The following is a 24,100-nucleotide window of genomic DNA, read 5'->3' on the forward strand; positions in this document are numbered from 1 at the left end:
GAGACGGCTCATTTCCACGGGTTGTCCACCAGTTCGGTGTGGACGCTCGAGCCGACCGCGATCCGACAGTCGGCCCGCGGGGAGGCGATACACAGGAGCACGTAGCCGGCCGCCCGATGTCGGTCCTTCAGCGCCCGCGAGAGACGGCGGTACGCGATGGCGTCGTCGACGGCACACGCGTCGATGGTTCCGTCGGCGTCGCGTTCGGCTCCCTCGACCTCGAGCAGCCGTCCGGAACAGGTCCCGCAGGCGCCCGTCCGGCAGCCGTACGGGAGCACGGCCCCGTCGCACTCGGCGGCCCCGAGGATCGTCTCGTCCTCGTCGACCGCGAGGGTCAGTGTGCGGCCGTCGGGCCACTCGAGGGTCACGTCGTGGCTCGTCATCCGCTCGAGCGGTCGGTCACTGCCAGACGTCGCTCGTGCAGTCGCCGTCGGGCCACCGGATCTCGTGGGCGCGGGCCGGTCCCGCCGGGCACTCGCCCCAGTCGACCAGGAACTCCTCGTCTAACTCGAGGGTGCCCTTCCGGGGATCGACGTCGGCTTTCAGCATCACCGAGCCGCGCTCGCCCTCCTCGGGGTAGAACTGCTCGTCCCACGAGGAGAACAGCGAGGTGGTCCAGTAGAGGCGCTCGCCGTCAAGCGAGAGCTGGATCATCTGCGGGCCGGCGCTCAGTTCGCGACCCTGGACTTCCTGGACCTCGCCGAAGGTGCCGCCGACCGAGAGCGAGTCGGCCCGCCGCGGGTTCGAGGGGTCCGAGATGTCGTACATCCAGACCTCGCCGTGGAGCCAGTTCGAGCCGAACAGGTACCGATCGTCCAGCGAGATCAGGATGTCGGTCGTCAGCCCGGGGACGGGCATGTCCCAGTCCTCGTGCTCGCGGGGCTCGAAGTCGATCACTTTCTTGGCGCGGTACCTCTCGTCACCGCCGGTAGCGTCCTCGTCGCGCCAGAAGTGGAAGATGTTCGACGAGAGCGCGGCCCCGACGAACCCGTGGGTCGACTCGGGCGTGTGGAGAAAGCGCACCTCGAGGGGAATCTGCCCCTCCTCGCCGAGGTCGATCGTCTGCTCGACGGTCCCGTCTTCCCAGTCCCAGAAGTGGATCTTCCGGCCGTAGTTGCCCGCCTCGACATCCTCGAGGTCGAAGCCCGGGTAGTACGTCTTGGGAGCGCCCCATTCGCTCGAGACCATCACGTTCTGGCGGGGCTGGTACCAGTAGTCGTAGTTCATCTCGATCTCACCCGGCGGCTCCCAGCGGCCCTCGATCTCGAAGTCGTCGTTCAGCTCGAGGAAGCCGCCCGGCAGCTCGCCGTCGGCGTCCCCGAGCATGCTGATCAGGATCTCCCCGTCGGGGATGCAGTGGACCGTGTGGGGTGCCGAGAGGTCGTACTCGTAGACCTCTTCGGGTTCGATGACTTTCGCGAGTTCGGGGTTCCGCCGGTCTTTCGCGTCGATCACGTGGATCCGCGAGGAGCGCTGGCCGGGGACGATCAGGTGTCGTCGCTCCAACCCTTCGACGTGACACGACGACGAACAGGCGTTCCAGCCGAAGTGGTGGAGTTCGTCCCCGCGGTTCGGGAGTTCGATGCGGTCGACGATTTCGCAGTACGTCTCGGAGTCTGGATCGAGGTCGACAACCGCGACGAAGTCTGGCGCGTCGACATCGGTGCCGACGTAGAGGCTCATCACGTAGGCCAGTTTCTCTCGACCGCCTTCCTCGATGGCGGCCTGTGGCGTCGCGTAGCCGGGCCCCTCGAGGCGGTGGTGATGGTGTTCGTGGTCGTGACTCGGTTCGGCGTCGTCTGGCGTGCTAGCGTCACTCATGGTACTCCCGACCACGAACGAGTAAATAAATCTGGTCGGGGGTGACGAGAGCGGACGGGGACCTACGCCCAGGGACTGTCGCCGACTCCGGCGCGGACCCGCGGCCCGACCTCGATTCGGCAGTCGGCTTGCGGGTGGGCGATACAGAGCAGGACGTAGCCGTCCGCCTGCTCGCCGTCGGTCAGCGCTGCGGGCGACCGCCGGTAGGTGAACGCGGCCGCGGCGTCGCGCGGCGCTTCCGTCCCGTTTGCGTCGGACGCGGCCGCCCCGTCATCGTTTGGTTCGTCCCGACCGTCCTCGAGTTCGATCAGCCGACCGACACAGGTGATACACGTTCCCTTCCGGCAGTCGTAGGGTAGCCGAGCGCCGGCCCGCTGGGCCGCCTCGAGGACGGTCTCCTTCCCGTCGACTTCGATCTCCTGCGTCCGGCCGTCGGGCCACTCGAGGGTCACGTCGTGGCGCGTCATCGGTCGCCCGTCTCCGTCGTCCGCTGGTGGCCGTCTCCTCTGTTCATGGGCGACGTTACGGTCGGCGAGGAAAAAGCGTTGACCCGGTGTGCGGTCGACCGCTGCCGGCCTGCGCTGGCGGACGATACCCAGTCTTTACCCACGTCCGACCCGTAGCCGCGGATAGATGGGACAGGGAACGGAGTACGGACTGGTCGATCTCGAGGAAGTCGACACCCCGGGCGACGAGTGGGAGGAGATCGACGTCTCGGACACCGAAGCGGACAAGATCGCTCGCAAGCGTGACCGCGAGTTCGAACAGTTCGAGGAGCGGATCAAGGACGCCGATCAGTTCAAGGTCGAGCAGTCGGTGTTCGACGATGCGACGTTCGCAGCGCTGTACAAGCTCGTCCAGGACGGCTACGTCGAGGCCTTCGGCGGCCCGCTCTCGACGGGCAAGGAGGCCAACGTTTACCACGCGCTCGGTGACGACCGCGAGGTCGCGGTCAAGGTCTACCGGATCAACGCTTCGAACTTCCGGCAGATGCGCGACTATCTCGAGGGCGACCCCCGATTCGAGGGGTTAGGTGGGAAGAAAAAAGACGTCGTCCTCGCGTGGACCAAGAAGGAACTCGCCAATCTCCGACGCGCGCGGAACGCCGGCGTCCGCGTTCCCGAACCGATCGCCGCCGAGCGAAACGTCCTCGTCATGGAGTACATCGGCAACGAGGACGGTCGCGCGAAACGACTTGGCGAGGTCCAGATCGAGAACCCCCAGACCGCCTACGAGGTCATGCGCGAGTACATGCGACGGCTCTACTCGGCGGGGCTGATCCACGGCGACCTGAGCGAGTACAACATTGTCTTCGACGAGGGCCAACTCGTGCTCATCGACCTCGGGCAGGCCGTCACCGTCCACCACCCCAACAGTCGCGACTTTCTCGAACGTGACTGCCGGAACGTCGCCTCGTTTTTCTCGCGGCAGGGACTCGACGTAACCGAGGAGGACCTCCTCGAGTTCGTCACGAGCCCGGAGCCGGACCCGTCCCGGGACTGACCGCCGAATCCTGCCCGACCGGTCCCGAACGCATTAGTGGCTCGCCCTCGCGCGAACGAGTATGCAGATCGGTATCATCTCGGATACGCACGACAACGCCGAGGCGACCGAACGCGCGACCGAGATCTTTCGGGCGGAGGGCGTCGAGGTCGTCATCCACTGCGGCGATTTCGTCGCGCCGCTGATGATCCCCTACTTCGAGGAGTTCGAACTCCACGGCGTCCTCGGGAACAACGACGGCGACGCGGCGAACCTGCAGGGCGCCTTCGACTCGCTGGGCGGCGAGAGCCAACTGCACGGTCGCTTTGCCGACCTCGAGTTCGACGGGCTCTCCGTCGCCGTCCTCCACGGCGAGAGCAAGGCGGAGGTCGAGGCGATCGCAGCCGGGGAGACCTACGACTTCGTCTGCTACGGCCATCATCACCAGCGCGACCGCTCGGAGGACGGCCGGACGACCGTCGTCAACCCGGGCGCACACTTCCTGACGAAATCCGAAGACGACCGAACCGTGGCGATCCTCGATACGCACACGGAATCGGTGCAGTTCCGGTCAGTCCGCGAGTGAGGGGGTCGGCCACGCTGTGACCGGAGACGGCCACGCGCGTCGTTCCCACGACCCACCCGGTGGTCGCGGACCAAGCGCTTAACCTCGCTCAGCAAGTAGCAGGCTGTATGCAGCACGTGAAGATTCCGCAGGACCGCATCGGCGTTCTCATCGGCGAAGGCGGCGAGACGATGCGCGAGATCGAGGCCGAAGCGGAAGTGCGACTCGACATCGACTCGGAGAACGGCTCCGTCGCAGTCGAGACCGTCGGCGATCCCGTTCTGGGGCTCAAAGCACCCGAAATCGTCCGCGCCATCGGCCGCGGCTTCGCACCCGAGGAGGCCATGCGGCTGCTCGAGGACGATATGATGTTGTTCGACCTCGTCGACATCGACGCCGCCGCGCGCAACAAAAACGACATGAAACGCAAGAAGGGTCGGCTCATCGGCGAGGGCGGCCGCACCCGGGAACTGATGGAGGAACTGACCGGGGCCGACGTCGTCATCTACGGCTCGACGCTCGGAATCATCGGCGCGCCACAGGAGGTCGACGCCGTCCGCAGCGCCGCCGAGATGCTCTTAGACGGGGCCCCACACGGCGCAGTGTATTCGTTCCTCGAGGAGAAACACAACGAGATGAAACACCAGGGGATGGAGTACCACCGGTTCCCCGGCGGCCAGTCCTGATCGCTGCGCGTTCACGTCGGTTCTGTCTCTCCGCTCGTCGTCTCGCCCGGTCGTTTCCGCATTTGGTATAAATACCCACTCGACGGCCGGACCGAAACCACCGGACGGGGGTGAACTCGAGCGGGTCTATTCAACCAATAGCAAAAGAGTTATATAGAATAGCAATCAATCTCTCAGTTGACTATGGCTCAACAGATGGGCAACCAGCCCCTCATCGTACTCTCGGAGGACAGCCAGCGGACCTCCGGCAAAGACGCGCAGTCGATGAACGTACAGGCCGGCAAGGCCGTCGCCGAGTCGGTCCGGACGACGCTCGGCCCGAAGGGGATGGACAAGATGCTCGTCGACTCCTCGGGCAACGTCATCGTCACGAACGACGGCGTCACGCTGCTCTCGGAGATGGAGATCGACCACCCTGCAGCCGACATGATCGTCGAAGTCGCGGAGACGCAGGAAGACGAGGTCGGTGACGGCACCACGAGCGCCGTCGTCGTCTCCGGTGAACTCCTCAGCCAGGCCGAGGACCTCTTAGACCAGGACATCCACGCGACCACCCTCGCACAGGGGTACCGCGAGGCCGCCGAGGAAGCGACCAAGGCACTCGAGGAGATCGCCATCGATGTCGACGAAGACGACACGGAGATCTTAGAACAGATCGCCGCGACGGCGATGACCGGCAAGGGCGCGGAGAACGCCAAGGACCTGCTCTCGGGACTCGTCGTCGAGGCCGTCCAGACGGTCGCCGACGACGACGGCGTCGACACGGACAACATCAAAGTCGAGAAGGTCGTCGGCGGCTCGATCGAGAACTCCGAGCTCGTCGAGGGTGTCATCGTCGACAAGGAGCGCGTCTCCGAGAACATGCCCTACTTCGCCGAAGACGCCAACATCGCGATCATCGACGGCGACTTAGAGATCAAGGAGACCGAGATCGACGCCGAGGTCAACGTCACCGACCCCGACCAGCTCGAGCAGTTCTTAGAACAGGAGGAGGCCCAGCTGCGCGAGATGGCCGAGACGATCGCCGACGTCGGCGCCGACGTCGTCTTCGTCGACGGCGGCATCGACGACATGGCCCAGCACTACCTCGCTCAGGAGGGTATCATCGCCGTCCGCCGCGTCAAGTCCAGCGACCAGTCCCAGCTGGCTCGCTCGACCGGCGCGACGCCCGTCTCGACGGTCGACGACCTCTCCGAGGACGATCTGGGCACAGCCGGTAGCGTCGCCCAGAAGGAGATCGCCGGCGACCAGCGCATCTTCGTCGAGGATGTCGAGGACGCACAGGCCGTCACCCTGATCCTCCGCGGTGGCACCGAACACGTCATCGACGAAGTCGACCGCGCCATCGAGGACTCGCTGGGCGTCGTCCGCACGACCATCGAGGACGGCAAAGTGCTCGCCGGCGGCGGCGCGCCCGAGATCGACGTCTCGCTCGCGCTTCGGGACTACGCCGACTCCGTCGGCGGCCGCGAACAGCTCGCCGTTGAGGCCTTCGCCGACGCGCTCGAGGTCATCCCGCGAACGCTGGCCGAGAACGCGGGACTGGACCCCATCGACTCGCTGGTCGAACTCCGTAGTGCCCACGACGGCGGCGACACGGCCGCCGGCCTCGACGCCTACACCGGCGACACCATCGACATGGAAGCCGAGGGCGTCTACGAGCCGCTGCGCGTCAAGACGCAGGCCATCGAGTCCGCCACCGAGGCGGCCGTTATGCTGTTGCGCATCGACGACGTCATCGCCGCGGGCGACCTCGCGGTCTCCCACGACGACGATGACGAGGACATGCCCGCCGGCGGCCCCGGTGGCATGGGCGGCGGCATGGGCGGTATGGGCGGTGGCATGGGCGGCATGATGTAGGAGCGGTTCGGAACGAACGCAGTGAGTGAGAACCGCTGAAAGCGAGCGGGGAACGGAGTGACCCGCGAGCTAAAACTAAATTTTGCTCTGCGGGCCGGGCAAGCCGCCCCTCGGCAAAATTTAGTATAAAAGCACTCCTCCCTCCGTTCCGGGACGCTTCGCGTCCCTCCACATCGGTCGTCGGCCCGCTCGGGCTTGCCGGCCCTCGCGGCGATAACGGAGGACGCTACCGCTCGACCGCCTCTTGAAGTCGGCCCATACTTTCATTTCGGCGTTTTGGTCGCTGCTCCCGAACCCAGTGGAACACTCCATACTCCGCGCTTCTTCCGCTCGCTCGACGCGGTCGCGATTTCGCTCCGATTTTCTCACTCCACGTAGCCGCTGCTCGCGAGGCGCTTCAACGCAACTCTATTGTTTCTTTCACTACAACTCCTTTTCGTGACGAACGACGCCGACAGAAAACGCGACGTGGCGAGCGCCTTCGGCGGCGCGACGGACGGCTACCTGACGGGTGACGTACTCAAGCAGGGCGCGGACCTCGAGCAACTCGTCGACTGGTCGGCCGACGCGACGCGTGCGCTCGACGTGGCGACAGGTGCCGGACACGTTGCCGGTGCGCTCGCTGACGCCGGTGTCTCGAGAGTGGTCGCCGCCGATCTCTCCCCGGAGATGGTCCGGACGGCGACGACCGAGTATCCCCGCGCCGAGGGCGTGGCGGTCGACGCCGAACGGCTGCCGTTCGCCAGCGATCGGTTCGATGCGGTCACGTGCCGCTTCGCCGCGCATCACTTTCCCGACCCCGCGGCGTTTCTGTCGGAGGTCGAACGCGTCGTCGCGCCGGGCGGCGTCGTCGCGCTCGAGGACCTCTGTGTCCCGTCCGATCCAGAGCTAGCCGCGTACGTCAACCGGCTCGAGCGACTGCGCGATCCGGGTCACGTCGAAACCTATTCTCGAGCGCGCTGGCTCGAACTCTTCGCCGAAACCGGGCTGACGGTCGAGGCCGACCGCGAGACGAGCCGTCGGCTCGAGGTCGACGCCTGGCTCGATCGGATGGACGTGCCGGCCGACCGCCGGCGGGAGAGCAGGGGGATGCTGGCAGACGCGCCGGCGGCGCTCGAGGAGGCGTTCGAATTCGAGTACGAATCCGACGGCGACGGTGACGGACAGCGGCTGGTCTCGTATCGAACGGGCGTCGCGCTGTTCCGGGCGACGGTCTAAGGTGTCGGCATCCCACGCGAGCGATACTGACGACTAAGTAGCGTCCCGCGATAGTCACTCGTATGAACACGCTGCTTCTGAACAGCGACGACGTCGACGACCACGCGCGACTGGCCGACGTCATCGACGCCGTCGAGCAGGCCTTCGGGGCCTTCGAGCGCGGGACGACGCAGATGCCCGCCAAATCATACATCGACCTCCCGCAGTACAACGGCGACTTCCGGTCGATGCCCGCTTACCTGGACACCGGCGAGTGGGACGCCGCTGGACTCAAGTGGGTCAACGTCCACCCGGACAATCGCGCCGACCACGACCTGCCGACGGTCCTCGGGACGATGATCTACTCCGACCCCGAGACCGCGTTCCCGCTCGCGATCATGGACGGCACGACGCTCACGATGAAGCGGACCGGCGCAGCGGCGGCCGTCGCCACCGACTATCTGGCCGTCGACGACGCCTCGAGCCTGGGCCTCGTCGGGGCCGGCGTCCAGTCGTACACGCAACTCGAGGCGATCAGCGAGGTTCGGCCGATCGAGGAGGTCGTCGTCTCCGATCCGGACGACGAGCGCGTCCGGCGGTTCGTCGAGACCTACGAGGACCGGTTCGACGTTCGCGGCGGCTCGATCTCCGAGGCTGGTCACTGCGACGTGTGCTCGACCGTGACGCCCGTCGAGGAGCCGATCGTCGGTCGCGACGACGTCGGCGAGCGCACGCACGTCAACGCCATCGGGGCCGACGCCGAGGGGAAACACGAACTCGCGGACGCGCTGCTCGCGGCGGCGACGATCGTCATCGACGACCACGAGCAGTGCACTCACTCGGGCGAGATCAACGTCCCCTACCGAGCGGGGACGCTGACCGACGCGGACATCTACGGCGAGATCGGCGAACTCGTTGTCGGAGCGAAAGACGGACGGATCGACGAGACGGGGATCACGGTCTTCGACTCGACGGGGCTCGCGATCCAGGACGTGGCGGCCGCGCGCGTAGTCTACGAGCGAGCGTCGACCGACGGCGCGGGGTACGAGTTCGATATGATCGGCGTCGGCGGTTCGTCGTAGCCGGGACTTCGATCTGATTCGGGCGCGCCGCGCGCTCGGTGGTGGGCGGTTCCGCGGCCCCGATTCGCGACCGGATTCCAGCGCGGGTGCCGTCCGCGGGAGGGGGTGTTTTCTATCTGTCCCCCGTTTTGTGAGACGGCATGGACCACGTCCGGACGCTCGAGTGCACGCTCTGTGGCGAGACGTACGACCCCGAGCAGATCGTCTACACCTGTTCGAACCACCCCGGCGTCCGGGGGATTCTCGAGGTACGGTACGATTACGATGTCGTGCGCGACCGCTTCGACGAACCTCTCGACGGGAATATCCGAGATCAGTGGAAGTATCGGGCGTTCCTCCCGGTCGATGCGGACGCGGAGCCGGTGACGTTACACGAAGGGGGAACGGAGCTCTACGACGCGCCGCGACTCGGCGACGAACTGGGGGTCCGCATGCGCGTGAAAGACGACGGCCGCAATCCGACGGGCGTCCTGAAAGACCGCGCGACCAGCGTCTCGGTGACGAAGGCCGCTCACGCCGGGCGTGATGTCGTGACGTGCGCTTCCACGGGCAACGCCGCGGCCTCGCTCGCGGGCTACGCCGCTCGCGGCGGCCTCGACTGTCGGCTCTTCGTTCCCGGCGACGCGCCCGAAGAGAAGCTGGCGCAGCCGCTCGTCTACGGTGCCGATGTCCTCGCCGTCGACGGAAGCTACGACGAGGCCTACGACCTCAGCATGGAAGTGACCGAGGCGTTCGGCTGGTACAACCGCAACGCCGCGGTCAACCCGTTTCAGGTCGAGGGAAAGCGAACCGTCGGGCACGAACTCGCCGAGCAGACGCAAGGCGACGTGCCGGACTGGCTCGTGTTCTCGATGGGCGACGGCTGTACGATCTACGGCGGCTGGAAGGGGTTTCGCGAGTTCCGCGACCTCGGCTTCGTCGACGAAGTGCCGAATCTGCTCGGCGTTCAGGCCGATGGAGCGAGCGCCATCCACGACGCGTTCCACGACCACGACTCGACCGACGAGGTCGTGAATACGCTCGCCGACAGCATCGCGGTCGGCCGGCCGCGCAACACGGTCAAGGCGGTGAAAGCGCTGCGCGAAAGCGGCGGGACATCCGTCCTCGTCAGCGACGAGGCGATCCTCCGAGCGGAGAAGACGCTTGGAAGCACGGAAGGGATCTACGCCGAACCCGCGGGGGCGACGCCGATCGCGGGGGTCCGCAAAGCGCGTGCCGAGGGGATCATCGATCCGGACGAATCGGTGCTGGCCGTCGTCACCGGTTACGGGTTGAAGGACACGGAAAGCGCCATGCGGGCGTCCGGAAACGTCACGGAGATCACACCGGAGATCGCCGAGGTCGACCGACGGTACGATTCGGCCGAGTGACGGCCGGCCGCCCGAACCGGAGCCGACGGCAACGCCCCGCGGTGATCCGAGTTCCCGCCTCGGCGTCGCGCCGCTTGCCGTTCTTCGAGCGAGACCCGTCGGAGGTCGCGCGCGGCTTACCCGCGGGACAGTCGCCGCGGGACCGAACCGGTCATCGGCAGTTCGTCGGCGTAGTGCAACACCGGATCGTCGGTCGGCGTCGGCAATCCGTTGGCCTCGAACATCGTGTTCTCGTGGATCGTCGCGACCGCCGGCTGGAGCGGCCACGGGTCGTGGGCCAGTTCGCTAGTCAGGACGCCGCTCGCGGTCGGGACGTAGATACGGCGGCGGGCGGTGAGCCAGTAAGCGAGCGAGCCCGGTTCGGCGGTAAAGACGTCTCCGTCGGGTCGATAGGTCGCCGCGAACCGGGCTGGCGTGTCGCCGTCCGCGAACTGCCGCTCGCTCGAGAAGGCGACGTGGTTCTCTTCGGTCGCACCGACTCGCATGGTCGCGTCGTAGATCGGCAGACTCGTCGTTCGACCGAGGGTCGTCGCGACCAGCGAACTGCCGACGTCGATACTGAAGTAATACAGGCCCGGTTCGTCCCGGTGACGGACGTACGTTCGGACGGCGAGTTCGGCGAACGCTAGCCGGGTGATCGACGGCGTCCCGCGGATCCCGACGTTCGTAACTACGAACGGCAACACGCTCAGCCAGGCGTGTCCATCGCGGGTCTCGAGTGTCAACTGGCCGGGAACGTGTGGCCGAAGCTCGTCGGGTTCGACCGGCCAGTGAGCGAACAGTCCGTCGCGCCACGTCATCGAGGTGATGTGTGGTGATTTCGACGCCGACCCCCCTGCGAACCTCCATCGAAACGAATCCGTGCGTTGTGCGTTCATCCTCGGCAACAGGTACTGTACCCACCCGTACCACGTACCGACGTATAAATCGGATAGCCAGCTGTCAGATCCGGTGGTGGTTCGGTCGCCAGCCGCGATCGTGGGCTCGCGATCGAATCGCGCCGGTCGGCCTCAATCAGCCGGGTCGATCGCGGCGTCGTCCGGCTTCTCGAGGGTGACACCGTCCGAGCCGTCCCCGCTCGATCCGCCCGATTCGATCCGCTCGATCACCTGCTCGGTCGCGTCGGTGGCCCGAAGCACCAACACGCCGAATCCGACGCGGGTGAGTACGTCGAGGTAGACAGCGAGGAAGACCCCGCTGAACGCGTCGAGCAGTCCCAGGTTCTGCCGCGAGGCGATACCGAGGACCAGATAGAGCACCCACAGCAGGAGGAGCAGGTTACGGAGCTTCCCGTAGAGGAGGACGCGCTCGCCGCTTTGTTTTCCGGACCGTCTCGTGACCGGCCACACCATCAGATAGATGAGCACGACGAGGCTGACGAGCGCGGACAGCGTAGCCACCGAATCCAGCGGCGACTCGAGGAAGTAGCCGACGGCCGTCACGCCGACCCAGCCCAAACCGAAGACGACCATCGCGACCTGTTGGCGTGTGCTCGCGCCCGCGACGAGGCCGGCGATGATGATCATGACCGGCGTCGCGATGACGTAGTCGATGTAGCGGCTCATCGGGATCGGTTGGCCGTTGGCCGCCGTGGCGGTCAACAGCTCCGCCGACATCCCGAAGTAACCGAGCGCGAGCGTCCCGCAGATGAGCGGGATCGAGAGGTAGTATCGGCGCTTGCCCGTGGGCATTCGACTAACCCAGACGAGGAATCCGAGCGTCGCGGCCACCTGCACGTAGAAGGCAAATCGGTAGAGCTGTAGTTCGGGGATCATCGGGAATCACCGCCCTGTCCCGCGGCGGCTGCGGTCGGATTCGCCGACGACGACACGGAGAACTCGTCGACGGCGTCGGCGAGATCCGCTGCGCGTTCGTCGAGTCGGGTCGCCTCGGCCGAGACGTCGCTGATCGTCGCGGTCGTCTCCTCGGCGGCCGCGGCGACCTGCTGGGCCTGCGAGGTCGTCTCGTTGGCGACGCTCGCGACGTCTTGGACGATCGTCGCCAGCTCCTCGGCGGAGCCGGCCTGTTCGTCGGTCGCCTGGTCGATCTCCTCGACGCCGGCGGCCACCTGTTCGATCTCCGTCGCGATCCGGTCTAACTTCCGCGAGAGATCGTCGACCCGACCGGTCGCGGAACCGATCGTCGCCTCTGCTTGCTGTATTTGCGTTGCGCTCTCGGTCGCCCGCTGTTGAATCGATTCGATCATGATTTCGACGTCGTCGACTGCCGACTGGGTCTGTGCTGCGAGTTCCTTGACCTCGTCGGCGACGGCCTGGAAACCGCCGCTATCGCTCGAGGCGCTCTCGGATCGCGCGGACTCGATAGCCGCGTTCAACGCGAGCATGTTCGTCTGCCCGGCGATCTCGTCGATCAACTCGACGATCTCTTGGATCTGTTCTGCCTCCTCGTCGAGCGAGCGGATCGTCTCGGCGACGGCTTCCGTCTGGTCGCTGGCCGCGTGCATCTCCGCAGTCGTCTCCGCGACCGCCTGCCGGCCTTCGGTGGCCAGTTCGTCGACCTCGTTGGACTGCTCGGCGATCGAACTCGTCGCGGCCGCGACCTCCTCGACGGTCGCGGACATCTCCTTGACCTCGGTCGTCGCGACCGAGAGGTCCTCGGCCTGCTTTGCGGAGCCGTCTGAAATCTCTTGCACCGAAGTGCTGACCTCTTGACTCGCCCGTCGAATCTCGTCGGAACTGGTCTGGACCTCGGTACTCGTTCGGGCGACCTCCGCGGAGATCGTCTTGACCTGTGCGACTGCCTCCTCGAGGTCGGCGATCATCTCGTTGAACGCCTCGGCGATCGACGTCATCGCTTCGTGGTCCGTCTCCGGCTCGAGGCGCTGTTCGAGGTCCCCGGCGGCACACGCCGCCATGACCTCGCTGTAGCGTTCGGCCTCGGCCTCGAGTTCTCGGTTGCGCTGTTCGGTCCGCTGCTGGGCCTCGCGGGCGCGTTCGCGCTGGTCTTCCAGATCGGACAGCGTCTCCTTGAGCGAGTCACGCATCGTGGCGAAAGAGGCATAGAGGGTCCCGACCTCGTCGATCCGGTCGGTTTCGAGATCGACCTCGAGGTCGCCCTCGCCCATCCGCTCGGCTTTGTTCGCGAGCCGACGGAGGTTCAGCGAGATGTTGCCCCCGAGGACGATCCCGACGAACCCAAGATGGAGGAAGAAGACGAAAAGCATCGCGACCAGCGACGCCGTCGCGGTGTTTTGCGGCGCGTAGACGGCCGTCGCGGTGTCGTAGGTCGTGACCGTTAGCGACGTTTCGCCGATATCGATGGTCGCCGCCGTCGCCGCGTACTCCGTGTCGGTCCCCTCGGGAACCCCCGTCACGACACCGTCGTCGGACGGCGAGACGGCGGTCAGAACCGAGCCGTCGCCGATCGACGCCTCGTCACCGACCGCCGCGACCGTTGCGCCGTCGCCGTCGGTGACGACCGTCCGTGCGCCCTCCGTCTCGAGGACCGACGCGAACGCGTCGACGGGTGCGGAGACGACCACGTAGCCCTGACTGCCGTCGTCGCGCTCGACGCTGGTGACGAAAGAGAGAACCGAACCGTTGGTCGCCACCCCCTGATGAGCGGCACTCGGCCCGTTCGTCTCTCCCTCGACCCCGGCCGCTTCGAAGAAGCTCTCCCCGACGGCCCCGTCGGTACTGCTCGCGAGGACGCTCCCGTCCCCGTCGAGATAGTGTATCGCTGCGATCCGACCCTCACGGGCGGAGTGGGTCGCCGCAAGCTCGGTTTCGATCTCGTCGGCCGTTCCCCCCTCGACTGTCGGATCGGTAGCGAGTCCGCTCGCCGTCTCGCCGGTCGTCTCGAGCCAGACCGCGGCGACGTCACTTCGGTCGTCGGTCCGGTCATCGAAGTGATCCGCCGCCGCAGGGCCGACGGACCCCGAGACGTGGCCGAGAAAGAGTGTGCCGACGGCAAGCGTCATCACCGCTATTAACACGAAAATCAATCCGATCTTTACGCTATACGTTTCTCTGAGCCGGTCCGGGATAGTGTCCTCGAGTGCCATATTGTCACATCGGTTGAGCAACCCAGTGCTCTCTGCCTTCCTAATCCCTGTTTTCCTTCCCCATTGAATGTATCGGTTGAATTGATTGTTGCCCGAGGTAGTCAGTAATGATCCCGTCTAAGAGTGGGATACAGACAGTGACGGTGCGGTATAATTCTAGCGACGGTCGTATCCGATGAACGTAAATTCAGTTTTAACGTAATGCTAACAGCAGTCCGCACGGGTCGATCGATTCCGCGGACGATCGGCGCTGAGAACCGCGAGAGCGATAGTTGCAAGAACGAAAACGAGCGATCACGGCGCGGTATCGGGGGAGTGTCGCCGGTCGGTCCGATCCCGCTGCGCTTTCAGTCGTCGATTTCGATGGCCGGTCGGCCGGGTTCGGCGTTCGCGAGCACGTCCGCGTCGGCCTCCTCGGCGCGGACGACGCGAACCGGGGCCTCGAACTCGCGTTCGATCAGCCACGCCGCCGACTCGAGCGCCGCGTACTCCTCGTCGGACTCGAGCGTCATCGAGAGCGCCTCTCGCTCGGCTTGCAGATCCTGCCCATAACTGGCCGCGGCGTCACCCTGCTCGCGGATGTGGTCCTGTTGCATCAGTTCGCCGATCAGGTTGTCCGCGTCGCTTTCGATCGCGATCTCCAAGGCGTCGTACTTCCAGTCGGGGGCGACGACGACGTCGATCGCCGTCGGATCCTCGATCCCCGCGACGTCGACGATGTCGCGGATGTCTTCGCGCGTGTTCTCGACCAGCCGGCGGCGCTTGGCGACCCGGTCACGGTCGATCTCGGCGGTCGGCCAGTCGGCCTCGGCGGCGAAGCCCTCGCCGCCCAAGTCGTCGAACAGTTCCTCGGCCAGATGCGGCGCAACCGGCGCGAGCAGGCGGACGACGGTCGACAGTCCGCGTTCGTAGGTCTCGGCGTGGGGCTCGGTGTAGTCGACGTACTGGCGCAGCGTCCGCGTCAGGTCTTGGGTCTCTCGCAGCGCCTTGTTGAACGTCAGGGCGTCGTACTCCTCGCTGGCGATGGCGATCGTCGCGTCGATCTCCGCGTCGACGTAGCTCGCGATCGCGTCGTCGTCGCCGGCCGGCCGCTCGGCGGCGTACGTCGCGACCATCTCTTTGAGCCGCGTCAGGAAGGCGTACGTCGACTTGACGCCCTCCTCGCTCCAGTCGAAGTCGCGTTCGGGCTGGGCCGCCTGCATCATGAACAGCCGCGCCGTGTCCGCGCCGTACTCCTCGACGATCCGCTGGGGCGAGACGACGTTGCCCTTGGACTTGGACATCTTCTCGCCCTCGAGTTGGACCATCCCCTGGGCGAGCAGGTTCGTAAAGGGCTCGCGGTGCTCGAGTCCCTCGTGGTCGGCCAGCACCTTCGTGAAAAAGCGCGAGTAGAGCAGGTGCATCACGGCGTGTTCGATGCCGCCGACGTACTGGTCGACGGGCATCCAGTCGTTGGCCCGCTCGCGGTCGAAGGGCGCGTCCTCGAGGTCCGGCGAGACGTACCGCAGGAAGTACCACGAGGAGTCGACGAAGGTGTCCATCGTGTCGGTCTCCCGTTCGGCGGGGGCCCCGCACTCGGGACACGTCGTCTCCTTCCACTCCTCGGCGGCGTCAAGCGGGTTGCCGGTCGTGTTGATGAACTCGGGGAGTTCGACGGGCAGGTCCTCTTCGGGGACCGTCACGGGGCCACAGTCCGAACAGTGGACGACCGGGATCGGCGTCCCCCAGTAGCGCTGCCGGGAGATTCCCCAGTCGCGAAGCTGGTACTGCGTGGCCTCTTCGGCGCTCTCGATATCCTCGGTGAGTCGCTCGCGGGCGGTCTCGCTGTCGAGGCCGCTGTATTCCCCGGAGTCGATCAGGACGCCGTCCTCGGTGAACGCCGCCTCGTCCACGTCCGGGGCCGTCGGCTTCGCGTCGCCTTCGGGTTCGGGGGCGATGACCGGTCGGATGTCGATGTCGTGCTTTTTCGCGAACGCGTGGTCGCGCTCGTCGTGTCCGGGGACGGCCATCAGCGCGCCCGTTCCGACGTCTGAGAGGACGAAGTCGGCGACGTAGACGGGGATCTCCTCGCCGGTAGCGGGATTGGTCGCGGTCAGGCCCGTCTCGACGCCGTTTGGCTCGTCGCCCTCCGGATCGGCCTCGTGGTGGACGAACTCGTGGACGGCGTCGTCTTCCCGGGCCAGTTCCTCGCTGATCGGGTGGTCCGGCGCGAGCGCGAAGAAGGTCGCCCCGTAGATGGTGTCGAGGCGGGTCGTGAACGCCGTGACCGGGCCGTGTCCCTCGATCTGGAAATCGACCTCGCTGCCGTACTGCCGGCCGATCCAGTTGCGCTGCATCTGCCGGACCGAGTTGGGCCACCCCTCGAGGTCGTCGATGGCCTCGAGCAGTTCGTCGGCGTACTCGGTGATCTGCAGGAACCACTGGTCGAGTTCGCGCTGTTCGACGGGCGTATCACAGCGCCAGCAGAGTTCGGCCTCGCCCTCGACTTGTTCGTCGGCTAGTACGGTCTCGCAGGTGGGACACCAGTTGACCTCGGCGTCGCGGCGCTCAACGAGGCCTTCTTCGTAGAAGCGCTCGAAGAGCCACTGGTTCCACTGGTAGTACTCGGGCGTGCAGGTGGTGACCTCCCGCTCCCAGTCGTAGCCAAAGCCCATCGCCTCCATCTGGCCTTTCATCGTCTCGATGCAGTCGAAGGTCCAGTCCCGCGGGTTCGTATCGCGTTCTTTGGCGGCGTTCTCGGCGGGGAGGCCGAACGCGTCCCACCCCATCGGATGGAGGACCTCGTCGCCTCGCATCCGTCGGTAGCGGGCGTACGCGTCCGTGATCGTGTAGTTTCTGACGTGGCCCATGTGGAGCTTGCCCGACGGGTACGGGTACATCCCGAGGACGTACGTCGGATCGTCGACGCCGTCGGGCGTCCGGTAGACGTTCGACTCGTCCCACGCCTCCTGCCAGCGCCGTTCGACCGCCGCGTGGTCGTATCCCGCGTCACTCATTTGCTTATATACCACTAGGCGGGGACGCCGCCCTATACCTTTCCATACACTAGCCCGCCCCGACGACCTTCCTCGCAACCGACGCGTTCGCCGACCGACCGTTACCTCGAAACAGACCTCACCGTCGGCCGTCCGGGCGGTTCCGGAAGGCGAGGAGTTTTATCTTCCCCTCGTCCCATCTCGTTCCATGGTAGCAGATTCCACCGTCTTCGTCACGGGCGCGAGCCAGGGACTGGGCCGCGAAATCGCCGTCGCGTTCGCGAACGAGGGCGCGAACGTCGCGCTCGCGGCCCGCAGCGACGGCATCTACGAGACCGCCGAGGAAATCGACGCACCGGGTCGGACGCTCACTGTCGAGACCGACGTGACAGACCCCGACTCGGTTGCCGACGCGATCGACGAAACGGTCGCGACCTTCGGCGGTCTGGACTGTCTCGTAAACAATGCGGGAATCGCCGGCCCCACCGCGCCCCTCGAGGGGACGACCGATGACGAGTGGCTCGAGACCTTAGACGTCAACGTCGTCGGCGTCGCTCGCGTCACCCGCGAGGCGGCTCCCCATCTCCGCGAGTCCGAACGGGGGAGCGTCGTCAACATCTCCTCGATCGGCGGCAAACGCCCCTACGCCAACCGGACGCCCTACGCCGCCTCGAAGATGGGGCTGATCGGCGTGACCCGCGCGATGGCCGCGGAGTTCGGCGACGACGGCGTCACCGTCAACGCGATCTGTCCCGGCCCGGTCGAGGGCGAGCGGATCCGGAACGTCTTCGAACGCCAGGCCGAGGAGGCGGGTGTTCCCGCCGAAGCGGTCGAGGGGGAAGTCGTCGATCGCCTCATGATCGACGACCTGGTCCCGCCCGAGGAGGTCGCCGAACTGGCCGTCCACCTCGCGAGCGCGGACTCGAGACACATTACGGGGCAGGATATCAACGTCTCGTCCGGCGGCGCGTGGTACTAACGCCGGGAATGGGCCGAGCCCGCGTTTAGAGAATACCGAGTATCGCGACGAGCACGCCGAGACCGACGAACACACCGCTGACTACCTTTCGCATGCGGATCTCCGAGCGCAACCGCTCCTCCTGGGCCTCGAGGTCGCCGGCCGCGATCGACAGCGGCGTCTCGTCGGTGCCCCGAAGGACGTACCCGTCTGCCGTCTCGGTCAGTTCGCCGTGGACGATCAGTTCGTCGCCGCTATGGACGACGGTGGCCTGATACTTGTCTGGCATGGTCGTCTTCTTGCCGACGCTGACCGTGACCTCTACGTCGCTCAACACGCCGTCTTCGCCGGCCAGCCCCGTTCGCTCTAAGAACCGGTTTATCGGGTCGAGCTCGCCGAGATAGACGTCCGTGTTCGGCTCACCGAGAAACACCTGCGACGAGTCGAACGGGTCGTCCACGTCGGCCGCGAGCGCCGCGGCGTCGATGCGAACGCGGTCCCAGCTATGATCGACGGCAACGTCGCCGACCGCAAGTTCGCCGTCGACGGTCCGCCATCGACTGCCGTTCCCCGTTCCCTCCTTCCGGCGGAGCCGCCACGCCCAGAGGGCGGCCGAATCGGTTTCGTTCGACTCTGGACCGGTTTGCTCCGGCGACGCCGGTTCGACGACGGAGACCGGTCCGCTGACCGTCGCTTCGCCTCCCGGCTCGAGCCGACCTTCGTCCGTCGATTCGAGTTCGTCGATCGTCGTTTGCCGACTGCCCAACCGCCGGGCGCTCGAGAACGCCATCACACCGAACAGCACGAAGCCTGCTGCGACAGCGAGGACGAACAGTGTCTCCATACCCGTGCATGTGTAAACGAGATATAATAATGGTGTGATATATCCCGCCAGCGACGCGGTCGGTAGCTGTCGATCGCTATCGCTCGTCGATCACGTTTCGGCATGCGGGTCTCGACGGACCGAACCACCGGCCACCAGCGGCTTCGAACTTGAGTCCCGTCGCTGCTGGCGCTATTCGATATCGATGTGGCGCGTCTCTTCGCCGCCCGACTCTTTCGGCAGCTGGACCGTTAGCACGCCGTTTTCGAAACCCGCGGCGACAGCCTCCTCGTCGACCGGTTCGGGCAGGCGGACCCGTCGGCTCGCGGACGTTTTCGTCCGCTCGCGACGGAGGTATCGGCCATCGGCGTGTTGGGCTTCGTCCGTCCGGTTGGCCTCGAAGCGTAGCGACCCCTCCGAGAGCGTCAGGTCGATGTCGTCTGTCTCGTAGCCCGGCAGGTCGGCGGTGACGACGTACTCCTCGCCGGTGTCGGCGACGTCGATCGGGACGGTACCGGGTACCTGAAGGCCGCCGGCGCTCATCCCCTCCTCGACCTGTCGGCTCACGCGGTCTAACAGCTCCTCGATCTCGTCGAACGGATTGCGTCGCATGGCGGCATGTAGGATCCCGACGGGGATAAATTCTGCCCGCAGTGTGACGACAGAAGGGGCTACTCGGGGAGGGTCACCAGTCCGTCGTCGAGGGCGTCGAACAGGACCTCGCGCGCGTGGCCGTCGGGGTCGACGCCCTCGTAGACCGCCTGCACCTCGCCGTCGGCCAGCAGGAACGTTGTGCGTGCGGTCTTGCCGTCCCGCAATTCGACGCCGAAGGCGTCGGCGATCGCCGCGTCGGGATCCGCGAGCAGGTCGAACTCGAGGCCTTCCGACTCGCAAAAGGACCGGTGGGAGTCGACGCCGTCGGTCGAAACGCCGTAGACGTCGACGCCGGCGTCCCGATAGGTCTCGCGCTCGCGCTGGAACTGGTTGGCCTCGACGGTACAGCCGGGGGTGTCGTCTTTCGGATAGAAGTAGAGGACGGTCGGCTCCTCGAACTCGAGGGTGACCTCCTCGCCGTCCTGGTTCGATGCGGCCACGGTCGGCGCGTCGTCGCCGGCGTTGAGTGACATACTCGCCGTACCGCGGGATACGGAAAACAGTTTTTGGTCCCGGCGAGCACGGTTCCGTCTCGGGCGGCGAAACGGTGGCTGCTCGCTCGAGGCCCGGCGTATCAAGTACGCTTCCCTGATTTACAGCCACTGTGGAGAATCAGCACGCCTTACAGAAGGGCCGTGGTACCGAGGAATGCGGCGAGACGCGGCGTGTCCGGGTTGGGGTAGTGGCTATCCTTCAGCCTGTGCGGGCTGAGACGCGGAGTTCGATTCTCGCACCCGGACTGTTCGTGGGGACGCTGACGATCGTCCCGTCGGTTCGGACCCTGCGTTCGGCTCCGGTATCGGGGACGGTCGGGTCGGGGTGGGTCGGCCGACGTCGGTCCGCTTATGGCGGCTCTGTCCCGTACGTGATCGCATGGAAGAGATCGCGCTTCACACCGGTACGGAACACCCGAATCTCCTGTGGATCCTCGGACCGGCGCTGCTGACGTTCGTCGCCGGACTCGGCCTCGGTGCGGCCGCCTACGCTGACCGAATCCGCTCGTGGCTCCGCCCCGAACGCGAAACGACGCGCGACTGAGCGTTCTCGGCTCTCCGCTTCCGTCGTCACGGCGGTTAGCTGACGACGTGTTCGATGTCGTACGATCCCAGCCGCCGGACCCAGCCGTTCTCCGCGAGTTCCTCGAGTTCTTCGATCGCTTCCTGCGTTCGCGACTCGTAGAGGCCGGCCTCGAAGTCGACGTGGAAGACGTAATCACCCAGCCGCTGGCCGCTCGGCCGCGATTCGACGCGGGTCAGGTTGATATCGCGGTCCGCGAAGGGCTCGAGCAACTCGAGCAAGAGTCCGGGGTAGTTCGAGTTCGGGTAGACCACGAGCGAGGTCTTACCGCCGCCCGTCGAGCGTTCGTCGGCGGGTGCGATCGCGAAAAAGCGTGTCGCGTTCGAGTCCTGGTCCTGAATGTCCTCGGCCAGCACCTCGAGGTCGCTCTCGTCGCCCAGCGCGGGGTGTCCGATGCCCGCGACCGACGGGTCCTCCTGTGCGAACTCGACGCCCTGGGCGGTGCTCGCGACCGCTTCCAGGGTCGCGTCGGCGTACTCGCGCTCGAGGAAGGTGCGACACTGGGCCAGCGCCTGGGAGTGGCTGGCGACGGTATCGAACTCCGGCCCCTGAGCGAGCAAGGCGTGTCTGATCGGGGTGACGACCTCGCGGACGACCGCGACCTCGTAGTCGGCGAGCGCGTCGAGACTCTCCGTGACGCTGCCCTCGATGCTGTTCTCGATGGGGATGACGCCCCGGTCGTACTCGCCGCTCGCGACGGCGTCGACGATCGCCGTGACCGACTGTCGGAAGTCGATCTCGCCGTCGTCGGCGATGGCACTCGTCGCTCTGTGTGAGTAGGTACCTTCGGGACCGAGCGTGACTGCAGCCATTGCCCGTCGATAGCAGGCTACGGGTCAAAAGACCGTCGGGTTTCGCGGGGGCACGATATCAGTACGTCGATTCTCAGCCAGCAGCCATCAGTCGTCGGTCGGTAGTCCGGCTCCGGACTCGCTCGAGGCGAGGAAGCCGTCTTCGGTCGCTCGGGAGGCGACGTGGGGTTGGAAGACCCACGCACAGAGCAACAGGATGGGGATCATCGTCGCGGCGACGACGGAGTAGCCGGTGTGGAGCGTCGGCATCAGCGGTGCGGCGTAGACGAGCGGGTAGACGATCCCGCCGACGGTGCCGACGCCGCCGACGACGCCGGCGACGCTCCCCGAACTGTTGGGGAACATCGCGGGCACCTGAGCGAAGATCGCTCCCTCGGCGAACGCACAGCTCATCCCGACGATGAAGCCGGCTCCGACGGCCAGCAGCACTTCGCCGGTCAGCCCTGCGAGACTCATCCCGATCATCGCGAGGACGATGAGACACAGCGTCACGAACGTCCACTGCTCGCGGTATCGCCCCGTAAAGAACGGGAGGATGTCCGTCTCGTTGCGGGCAAGCCGGTCGCTCATGTAGCCGCCGATCGGGCGCAACAGACCGGCCGCGACCGAGAACGTGGCGGCGAACGTACTCGCCAGCACGAGGTTGTCCGTGTTGAACCCTTCGCGGTAGTAGGTCGCCAGCCAGCCGTTCATCGAGAGCTCGAGACCGAAGCTCATCACGTACGCCAGCGCGAGGACGACGGTCCCGTAGCGCGTGGCGGTGTGGATCCACTGCTTGAACGTCGCGCTCTCGGCGGTCGCCTGTCGGCGCTCATCGGACTTTGCGGCCTCCCCGATCGAGTAGTAGACGATCGCGAGCAGGATCGAGACGACGCCGGTGTAGAAAAACGCCGCTCGCCAGTTCGTCTCGAAGAGCGGTCCACTCCAGTTTTCGCCGAATACACGCGGGAGGATCAGCGCACCGCCCGCAGCACCGGCGTTGCCGACGCCGGCGTAGATCCCCTCGGCGGTGCCCAGCTCCTCTTCGTCGAACCACTCGGAGACGTGCTGGATGCCGATGACGAAGGTGATCCCTGCCGTCGCGACGATCAGCCGCTCGATGAAGAAGACGGTGTAGGACTGGGCGAACGCCGACGCCATCGAGAAGACGCCGACGTACGCCAGCACGATAGCGAACACCGTCGGCGCACCCCAGCGGTCGGAGAGCCAGCCGGTCAGAATACGACCGAACGGCGCGAGCCAGATCGCCGCACTCGCGAGGATCCCGATCTCCGCGAGCGAGAGGCCGAATTCGTCGGCCATCGGCCCGGTAAACGGGGCGAATGAGAACCAGATCAGGAACGAGAAGTTGAACCCGATCGTCGCCAGCACCAGCGTCCGGTACTTGGTCATCTTGATCACGCCTGCTCACCCCGTTCGACCGTGTTGGTGGAATGTTTCATTCCGGCCTCGAAACGGGCTTCTAGCGACACGAATGTTCGTCTGAAGCCACCTATAGTCCTGTTTATTGCCCCTATACTGCCAATTATTTCGACGTACTCCCACATGCTTCACTCGGCAGGTGTCGCGATTCACGTATAAACCTAATTATTAACGCCTTTCGAACTGTACGGCACTATCCCGACAAATACGTTCAGTATTATGTGCTTTAATTCCTGAACAGTTGCCGAACATGCCGCATAAGATATCCGAATGTAAAACGAGATCGGGGGTGACCGCCGATTCTCGAAATGCGCGCCGATCGACCCACCGCGATTCGACCTCGGCGGCGAGTCCGACTCGAGGGCTACGTATCGGTACGCGGTATCGCGCCACTGGCCGTCGAACGGCATCGCTGGACCGTTGCGGTCGGAGAAAGTGACCGCGACTTACTCGTCCAGATGTTCGATTCCCTTCTTCGAGACGTTCGCTTCCGTGATTTCGTCGGGCATCCAGTCCGGCTTGTCGCTCGGCGCGGTCTCCTCCCATGCCCAGCCGTCGTAGATGTGGACCTTGTCCGTCCCTTTCTCTCGCAGTTTCAGTTCGACGCGCTCGGCCGACTCCTCGCTCGAACCGGGCTCGAGCCGCCTGGCCGCTTTGAGCGCCGCCTGTCGGGGCGTGTTGCCCGAGAAGACGCTCGATTCGTCGCCGCCCGATTCACGCAGCGCAAAGTTTCGTTTACCGTCTTCGCGTACCATGATTTCGCCTCCGTGTCAATTCAACGCACGGTCGGACATAAAGATATCCCCGCAAATCGACCGACTGCGTCGGTATATTTAAGTACTTTGCGGACACCAGTTCCCCGCAGTATTCGTATCCAGCGTTCGTTTTCCCGTCGTACTCGTCGTTTCGCTGGCCGCCGCTCGAGCGCAGTCGTTGTGCCGTCGAAAACACTTAAGTATATCCTACGGCGAAGTTCGGGATAGAATCCCGCGATGGTACGGAAAAAGAAGCTGAGTCCAAGCGGTGCGAAAGACGAAGACGGTAACTACCACAACGTCCACCTCAACCTCCACGAGGATGAACTCGCAGTCGCGGGCATGGATATCGGCGACGAGGTCTTCGTCCGGGTCCGGGACGGGAAAATAATCATTCAGAAAGCCGACGAAGAGGACGTCGAACACGAATTCTAGAACCGACCTTTTTACGCCTCGGGTTCGCTCGCAGAGCGAACCGCTCGGCGCAAAAATCTCGACCAAAAAGACCCGCTCGCTCCCTGCGGTCGCTCGCGGTAC

The 24,100-nt window shown here is 65.6% G+C and carries 23 protein-coding genes; 10 read left to right on the forward strand and 13 right to left on the reverse strand.

Translation table 11 applies throughout. The annotated features are described in order from the left end of the window. Positions 1-8: 8 nt before the first annotated feature. The 3 genes from NKH51_RS15495 to NKH51_RS15505 all read right to left on the reverse strand — a co-directional run bounded on the left by NKH51_RS15495 (position 9) and on the right by NKH51_RS15505 (position 2,288). The gene (locus NKH51_RS15495) at positions 9-383 is read right to left on the reverse strand and encodes a 2Fe-2S iron-sulfur cluster-binding protein (RefSeq protein WP_254762576.1); all 375 of its coding nucleotides are present in this window, start codon (positions 381-383) and stop codon (positions 9-11) included. A gap of 16 nt (positions 384-399) precedes the next feature. Continuing rightward, positions 400-1,821 (reverse strand): selenium-binding family protein, encoded by a 1,422-nt coding sequence (locus NKH51_RS15500; protein ID WP_254762577.1) that lies wholly within the window; start codon positions 1,819-1,821, stop codon positions 400-402. A 62-nt stretch (positions 1,822-1,883) separates the two neighbouring features. Then, positions 1,884-2,288 (reverse strand): 2Fe-2S iron-sulfur cluster-binding protein, encoded by a 405-nt coding sequence (locus tag NKH51_RS15505; RefSeq protein ID WP_254762578.1) that lies wholly within the window; start codon positions 2,286-2,288, stop codon positions 1,884-1,886. A 166-nt stretch (positions 2,289-2,454) separates the two neighbouring features. On the opposite strand from NKH51_RS15505, the gene rio1 reads away from it, so the two are divergent. The 7 genes from rio1 (at position 2,455) to thrC (ending at position 10,063) form a co-directional block, all read left to right on the forward strand. After that, positions 2,455-3,324, forward strand: coding sequence for a serine/threonine-protein kinase Rio1 (gene rio1, locus NKH51_RS15510; RefSeq protein ID WP_254762579.1), 870 nt, complete (start codon positions 2,455-2,457; stop codon positions 3,322-3,324). Between the two features lie 61 nt (positions 3,325-3,385). Then, complete coding sequence (locus tag NKH51_RS15515; protein WP_254762580.1) at positions 3,386-3,889, forward strand: metallophosphoesterase family protein; 504 nt, start codon at positions 3,386-3,388, stop codon at positions 3,887-3,889. A gap of 107 nt (positions 3,890-3,996) precedes the next feature. Beyond that, complete coding sequence (locus NKH51_RS15520; protein ID WP_254762581.1) at positions 3,997-4,554, forward strand: KH domain-containing protein; 558 nt, start codon at positions 3,997-3,999, stop codon at positions 4,552-4,554. Positions 4,555-4,749: 195 nt separating this feature from the next. Continuing rightward, entirely contained in the window at positions 4,750-6,414 is a 1,665-nt protein-coding gene (gene thsA, locus NKH51_RS15525; RefSeq protein ID WP_254765168.1) for a thermosome subunit alpha, read from the forward strand. A 438-nt stretch (positions 6,415-6,852) separates the two neighbouring features. After that, positions 6,853-7,632 (forward strand): class I SAM-dependent methyltransferase, encoded by a 780-nt coding sequence (locus tag NKH51_RS15530; protein ID WP_254762582.1) that lies wholly within the window; start codon positions 6,853-6,855, stop codon positions 7,630-7,632. 62 nt (positions 7,633-7,694) lie between these two features. Then, positions 7,695-8,693 (forward strand): ornithine cyclodeaminase family protein, encoded by a 999-nt coding sequence (locus NKH51_RS15535; protein ID WP_254762583.1) that lies wholly within the window; start codon positions 7,695-7,697, stop codon positions 8,691-8,693. 140 nt (positions 8,694-8,833) lie between these two features. Continuing rightward, on the forward strand, positions 8,834-10,063 hold the full coding sequence (thrC, locus tag NKH51_RS15540; RefSeq protein WP_254762584.1) for a threonine synthase: 1,230 nt from the start codon (positions 8,834-8,836) through the stop codon (positions 10,061-10,063). 116 nt (positions 10,064-10,179) lie between these two features. Here thrC and NKH51_RS15545 read toward each other — a convergent pair whose 3' ends face one another. The 4 genes from NKH51_RS15545 to leuS form a co-directional block, all read right to left on the reverse strand. Continuing rightward, positions 10,180-10,941 (reverse strand): YqjF family protein, encoded by a 762-nt coding sequence (locus NKH51_RS15545; RefSeq protein ID WP_254762585.1) that lies wholly within the window; start codon positions 10,939-10,941, stop codon positions 10,180-10,182. A 132-nt stretch (positions 10,942-11,073) separates the two neighbouring features. Beyond that, positions 11,074-11,838 carry a bacteriorhodopsin gene (locus NKH51_RS15550; RefSeq protein ID WP_254762586.1) on the reverse strand — a complete coding sequence of 255 codons (765 nt, stop codon included), beginning with the start codon at positions 11,836-11,838 and terminating at the stop codon, positions 11,074-11,076. Further along, positions 11,835-14,003, reverse strand: a complete 2,169-nt coding sequence (locus tag NKH51_RS15555; protein ID WP_254762587.1) for a methyl-accepting chemotaxis protein — start codon at positions 14,001-14,003, stop codon at positions 11,835-11,837. The genes NKH51_RS15550 and NKH51_RS15555 overlap by 4 nt, the downstream gene beginning before the upstream one ends. A gap of 431 nt (positions 14,004-14,434) precedes the next feature. Continuing rightward, entirely contained in the window at positions 14,435-17,083 is a 2,649-nt protein-coding gene (leuS, locus tag NKH51_RS15560) for a leucine--tRNA ligase (RefSeq protein WP_254762588.1), read from the reverse strand. A gap of 187 nt (positions 17,084-17,270) precedes the next feature. On the opposite strand from leuS, the gene NKH51_RS15565 reads away from it, so the two are divergent. Beyond that, a complete protein-coding gene (locus tag NKH51_RS15565) occupies positions 17,271-18,041 on the forward strand; it encodes an SDR family NAD(P)-dependent oxidoreductase (protein WP_254762589.1) in 771 nt (256 codons plus the stop codon). A 25-nt stretch (positions 18,042-18,066) separates the two neighbouring features. Here NKH51_RS15565 and NKH51_RS15570 read toward each other — a convergent pair whose 3' ends face one another. From NKH51_RS15570 to NKH51_RS15580, 3 genes are all read right to left on the reverse strand, one after another. Further along, complete coding sequence (locus NKH51_RS15570) at positions 18,067-18,864, reverse strand: hypothetical protein (RefSeq protein ID WP_254762590.1); 798 nt, start codon at positions 18,862-18,864, stop codon at positions 18,067-18,069. Positions 18,865-19,035: 171 nt separating this feature from the next. Continuing rightward, entirely contained in the window at positions 19,036-19,455 is a 420-nt protein-coding gene (locus NKH51_RS15575) for an Hsp20/alpha crystallin family protein (protein WP_254762591.1), read from the reverse strand. 59 nt (positions 19,456-19,514) lie between these two features. Continuing rightward, on the reverse strand, positions 19,515-19,970 hold the full coding sequence (locus NKH51_RS15580) for a peroxiredoxin (RefSeq protein ID WP_254762592.1): 456 nt from the start codon (positions 19,968-19,970) through the stop codon (positions 19,515-19,517). Positions 19,971-20,370: 400 nt separating this feature from the next. On the opposite strand from NKH51_RS15580, the gene NKH51_RS15585 reads away from it, so the two are divergent. Beyond that, positions 20,371-20,535, forward strand: coding sequence for a hypothetical protein (locus NKH51_RS15585; RefSeq protein ID WP_254762593.1), 165 nt, complete (start codon positions 20,371-20,373; stop codon positions 20,533-20,535). Positions 20,536-20,570: 35 nt separating this feature from the next. Here NKH51_RS15585 and pheA read toward each other — a convergent pair whose 3' ends face one another. The 3 genes from pheA to NKH51_RS15600 all read right to left on the reverse strand — a co-directional run bounded on the left by pheA (position 20,571) and on the right by NKH51_RS15600 (position 23,563). Then, entirely contained in the window at positions 20,571-21,386 is an 816-nt protein-coding gene (pheA, locus tag NKH51_RS15590; RefSeq protein ID WP_254762594.1) for a prephenate dehydratase, read from the reverse strand. A gap of 87 nt (positions 21,387-21,473) precedes the next feature. Next, positions 21,474-22,778: an MFS transporter gene (locus NKH51_RS15595; protein WP_345779976.1), complete on the reverse strand. Its 1,305-nt coding sequence runs from the start codon at positions 22,776-22,778 to the stop codon at positions 21,474-21,476. Positions 22,779-23,254: 476 nt separating this feature from the next. Beyond that, positions 23,255-23,563 carry a non-histone chromosomal MC1 family protein gene (locus tag NKH51_RS15600; RefSeq protein WP_179261340.1) on the reverse strand — a complete coding sequence of 103 codons (309 nt, stop codon included), beginning with the start codon at positions 23,561-23,563 and terminating at the stop codon, positions 23,255-23,257. 237 nt (positions 23,564-23,800) lie between these two features. Between NKH51_RS15600 and NKH51_RS15605 the strand changes: the two genes are divergently transcribed. Next, positions 23,801-23,998, forward strand: a complete 198-nt coding sequence (locus NKH51_RS15605) for a hypothetical protein (protein WP_006111025.1) — start codon at positions 23,801-23,803, stop codon at positions 23,996-23,998. Positions 23,999-24,100: the final 102 nt, after the last annotated feature.

Source organism: Natrinema marinum (assembly GCF_024296685.1).
GTDB classification, from domain to species: Archaea; Halobacteriota; Halobacteria; order Halobacteriales; family Natrialbaceae; genus Natrinema; species Natrinema marinum.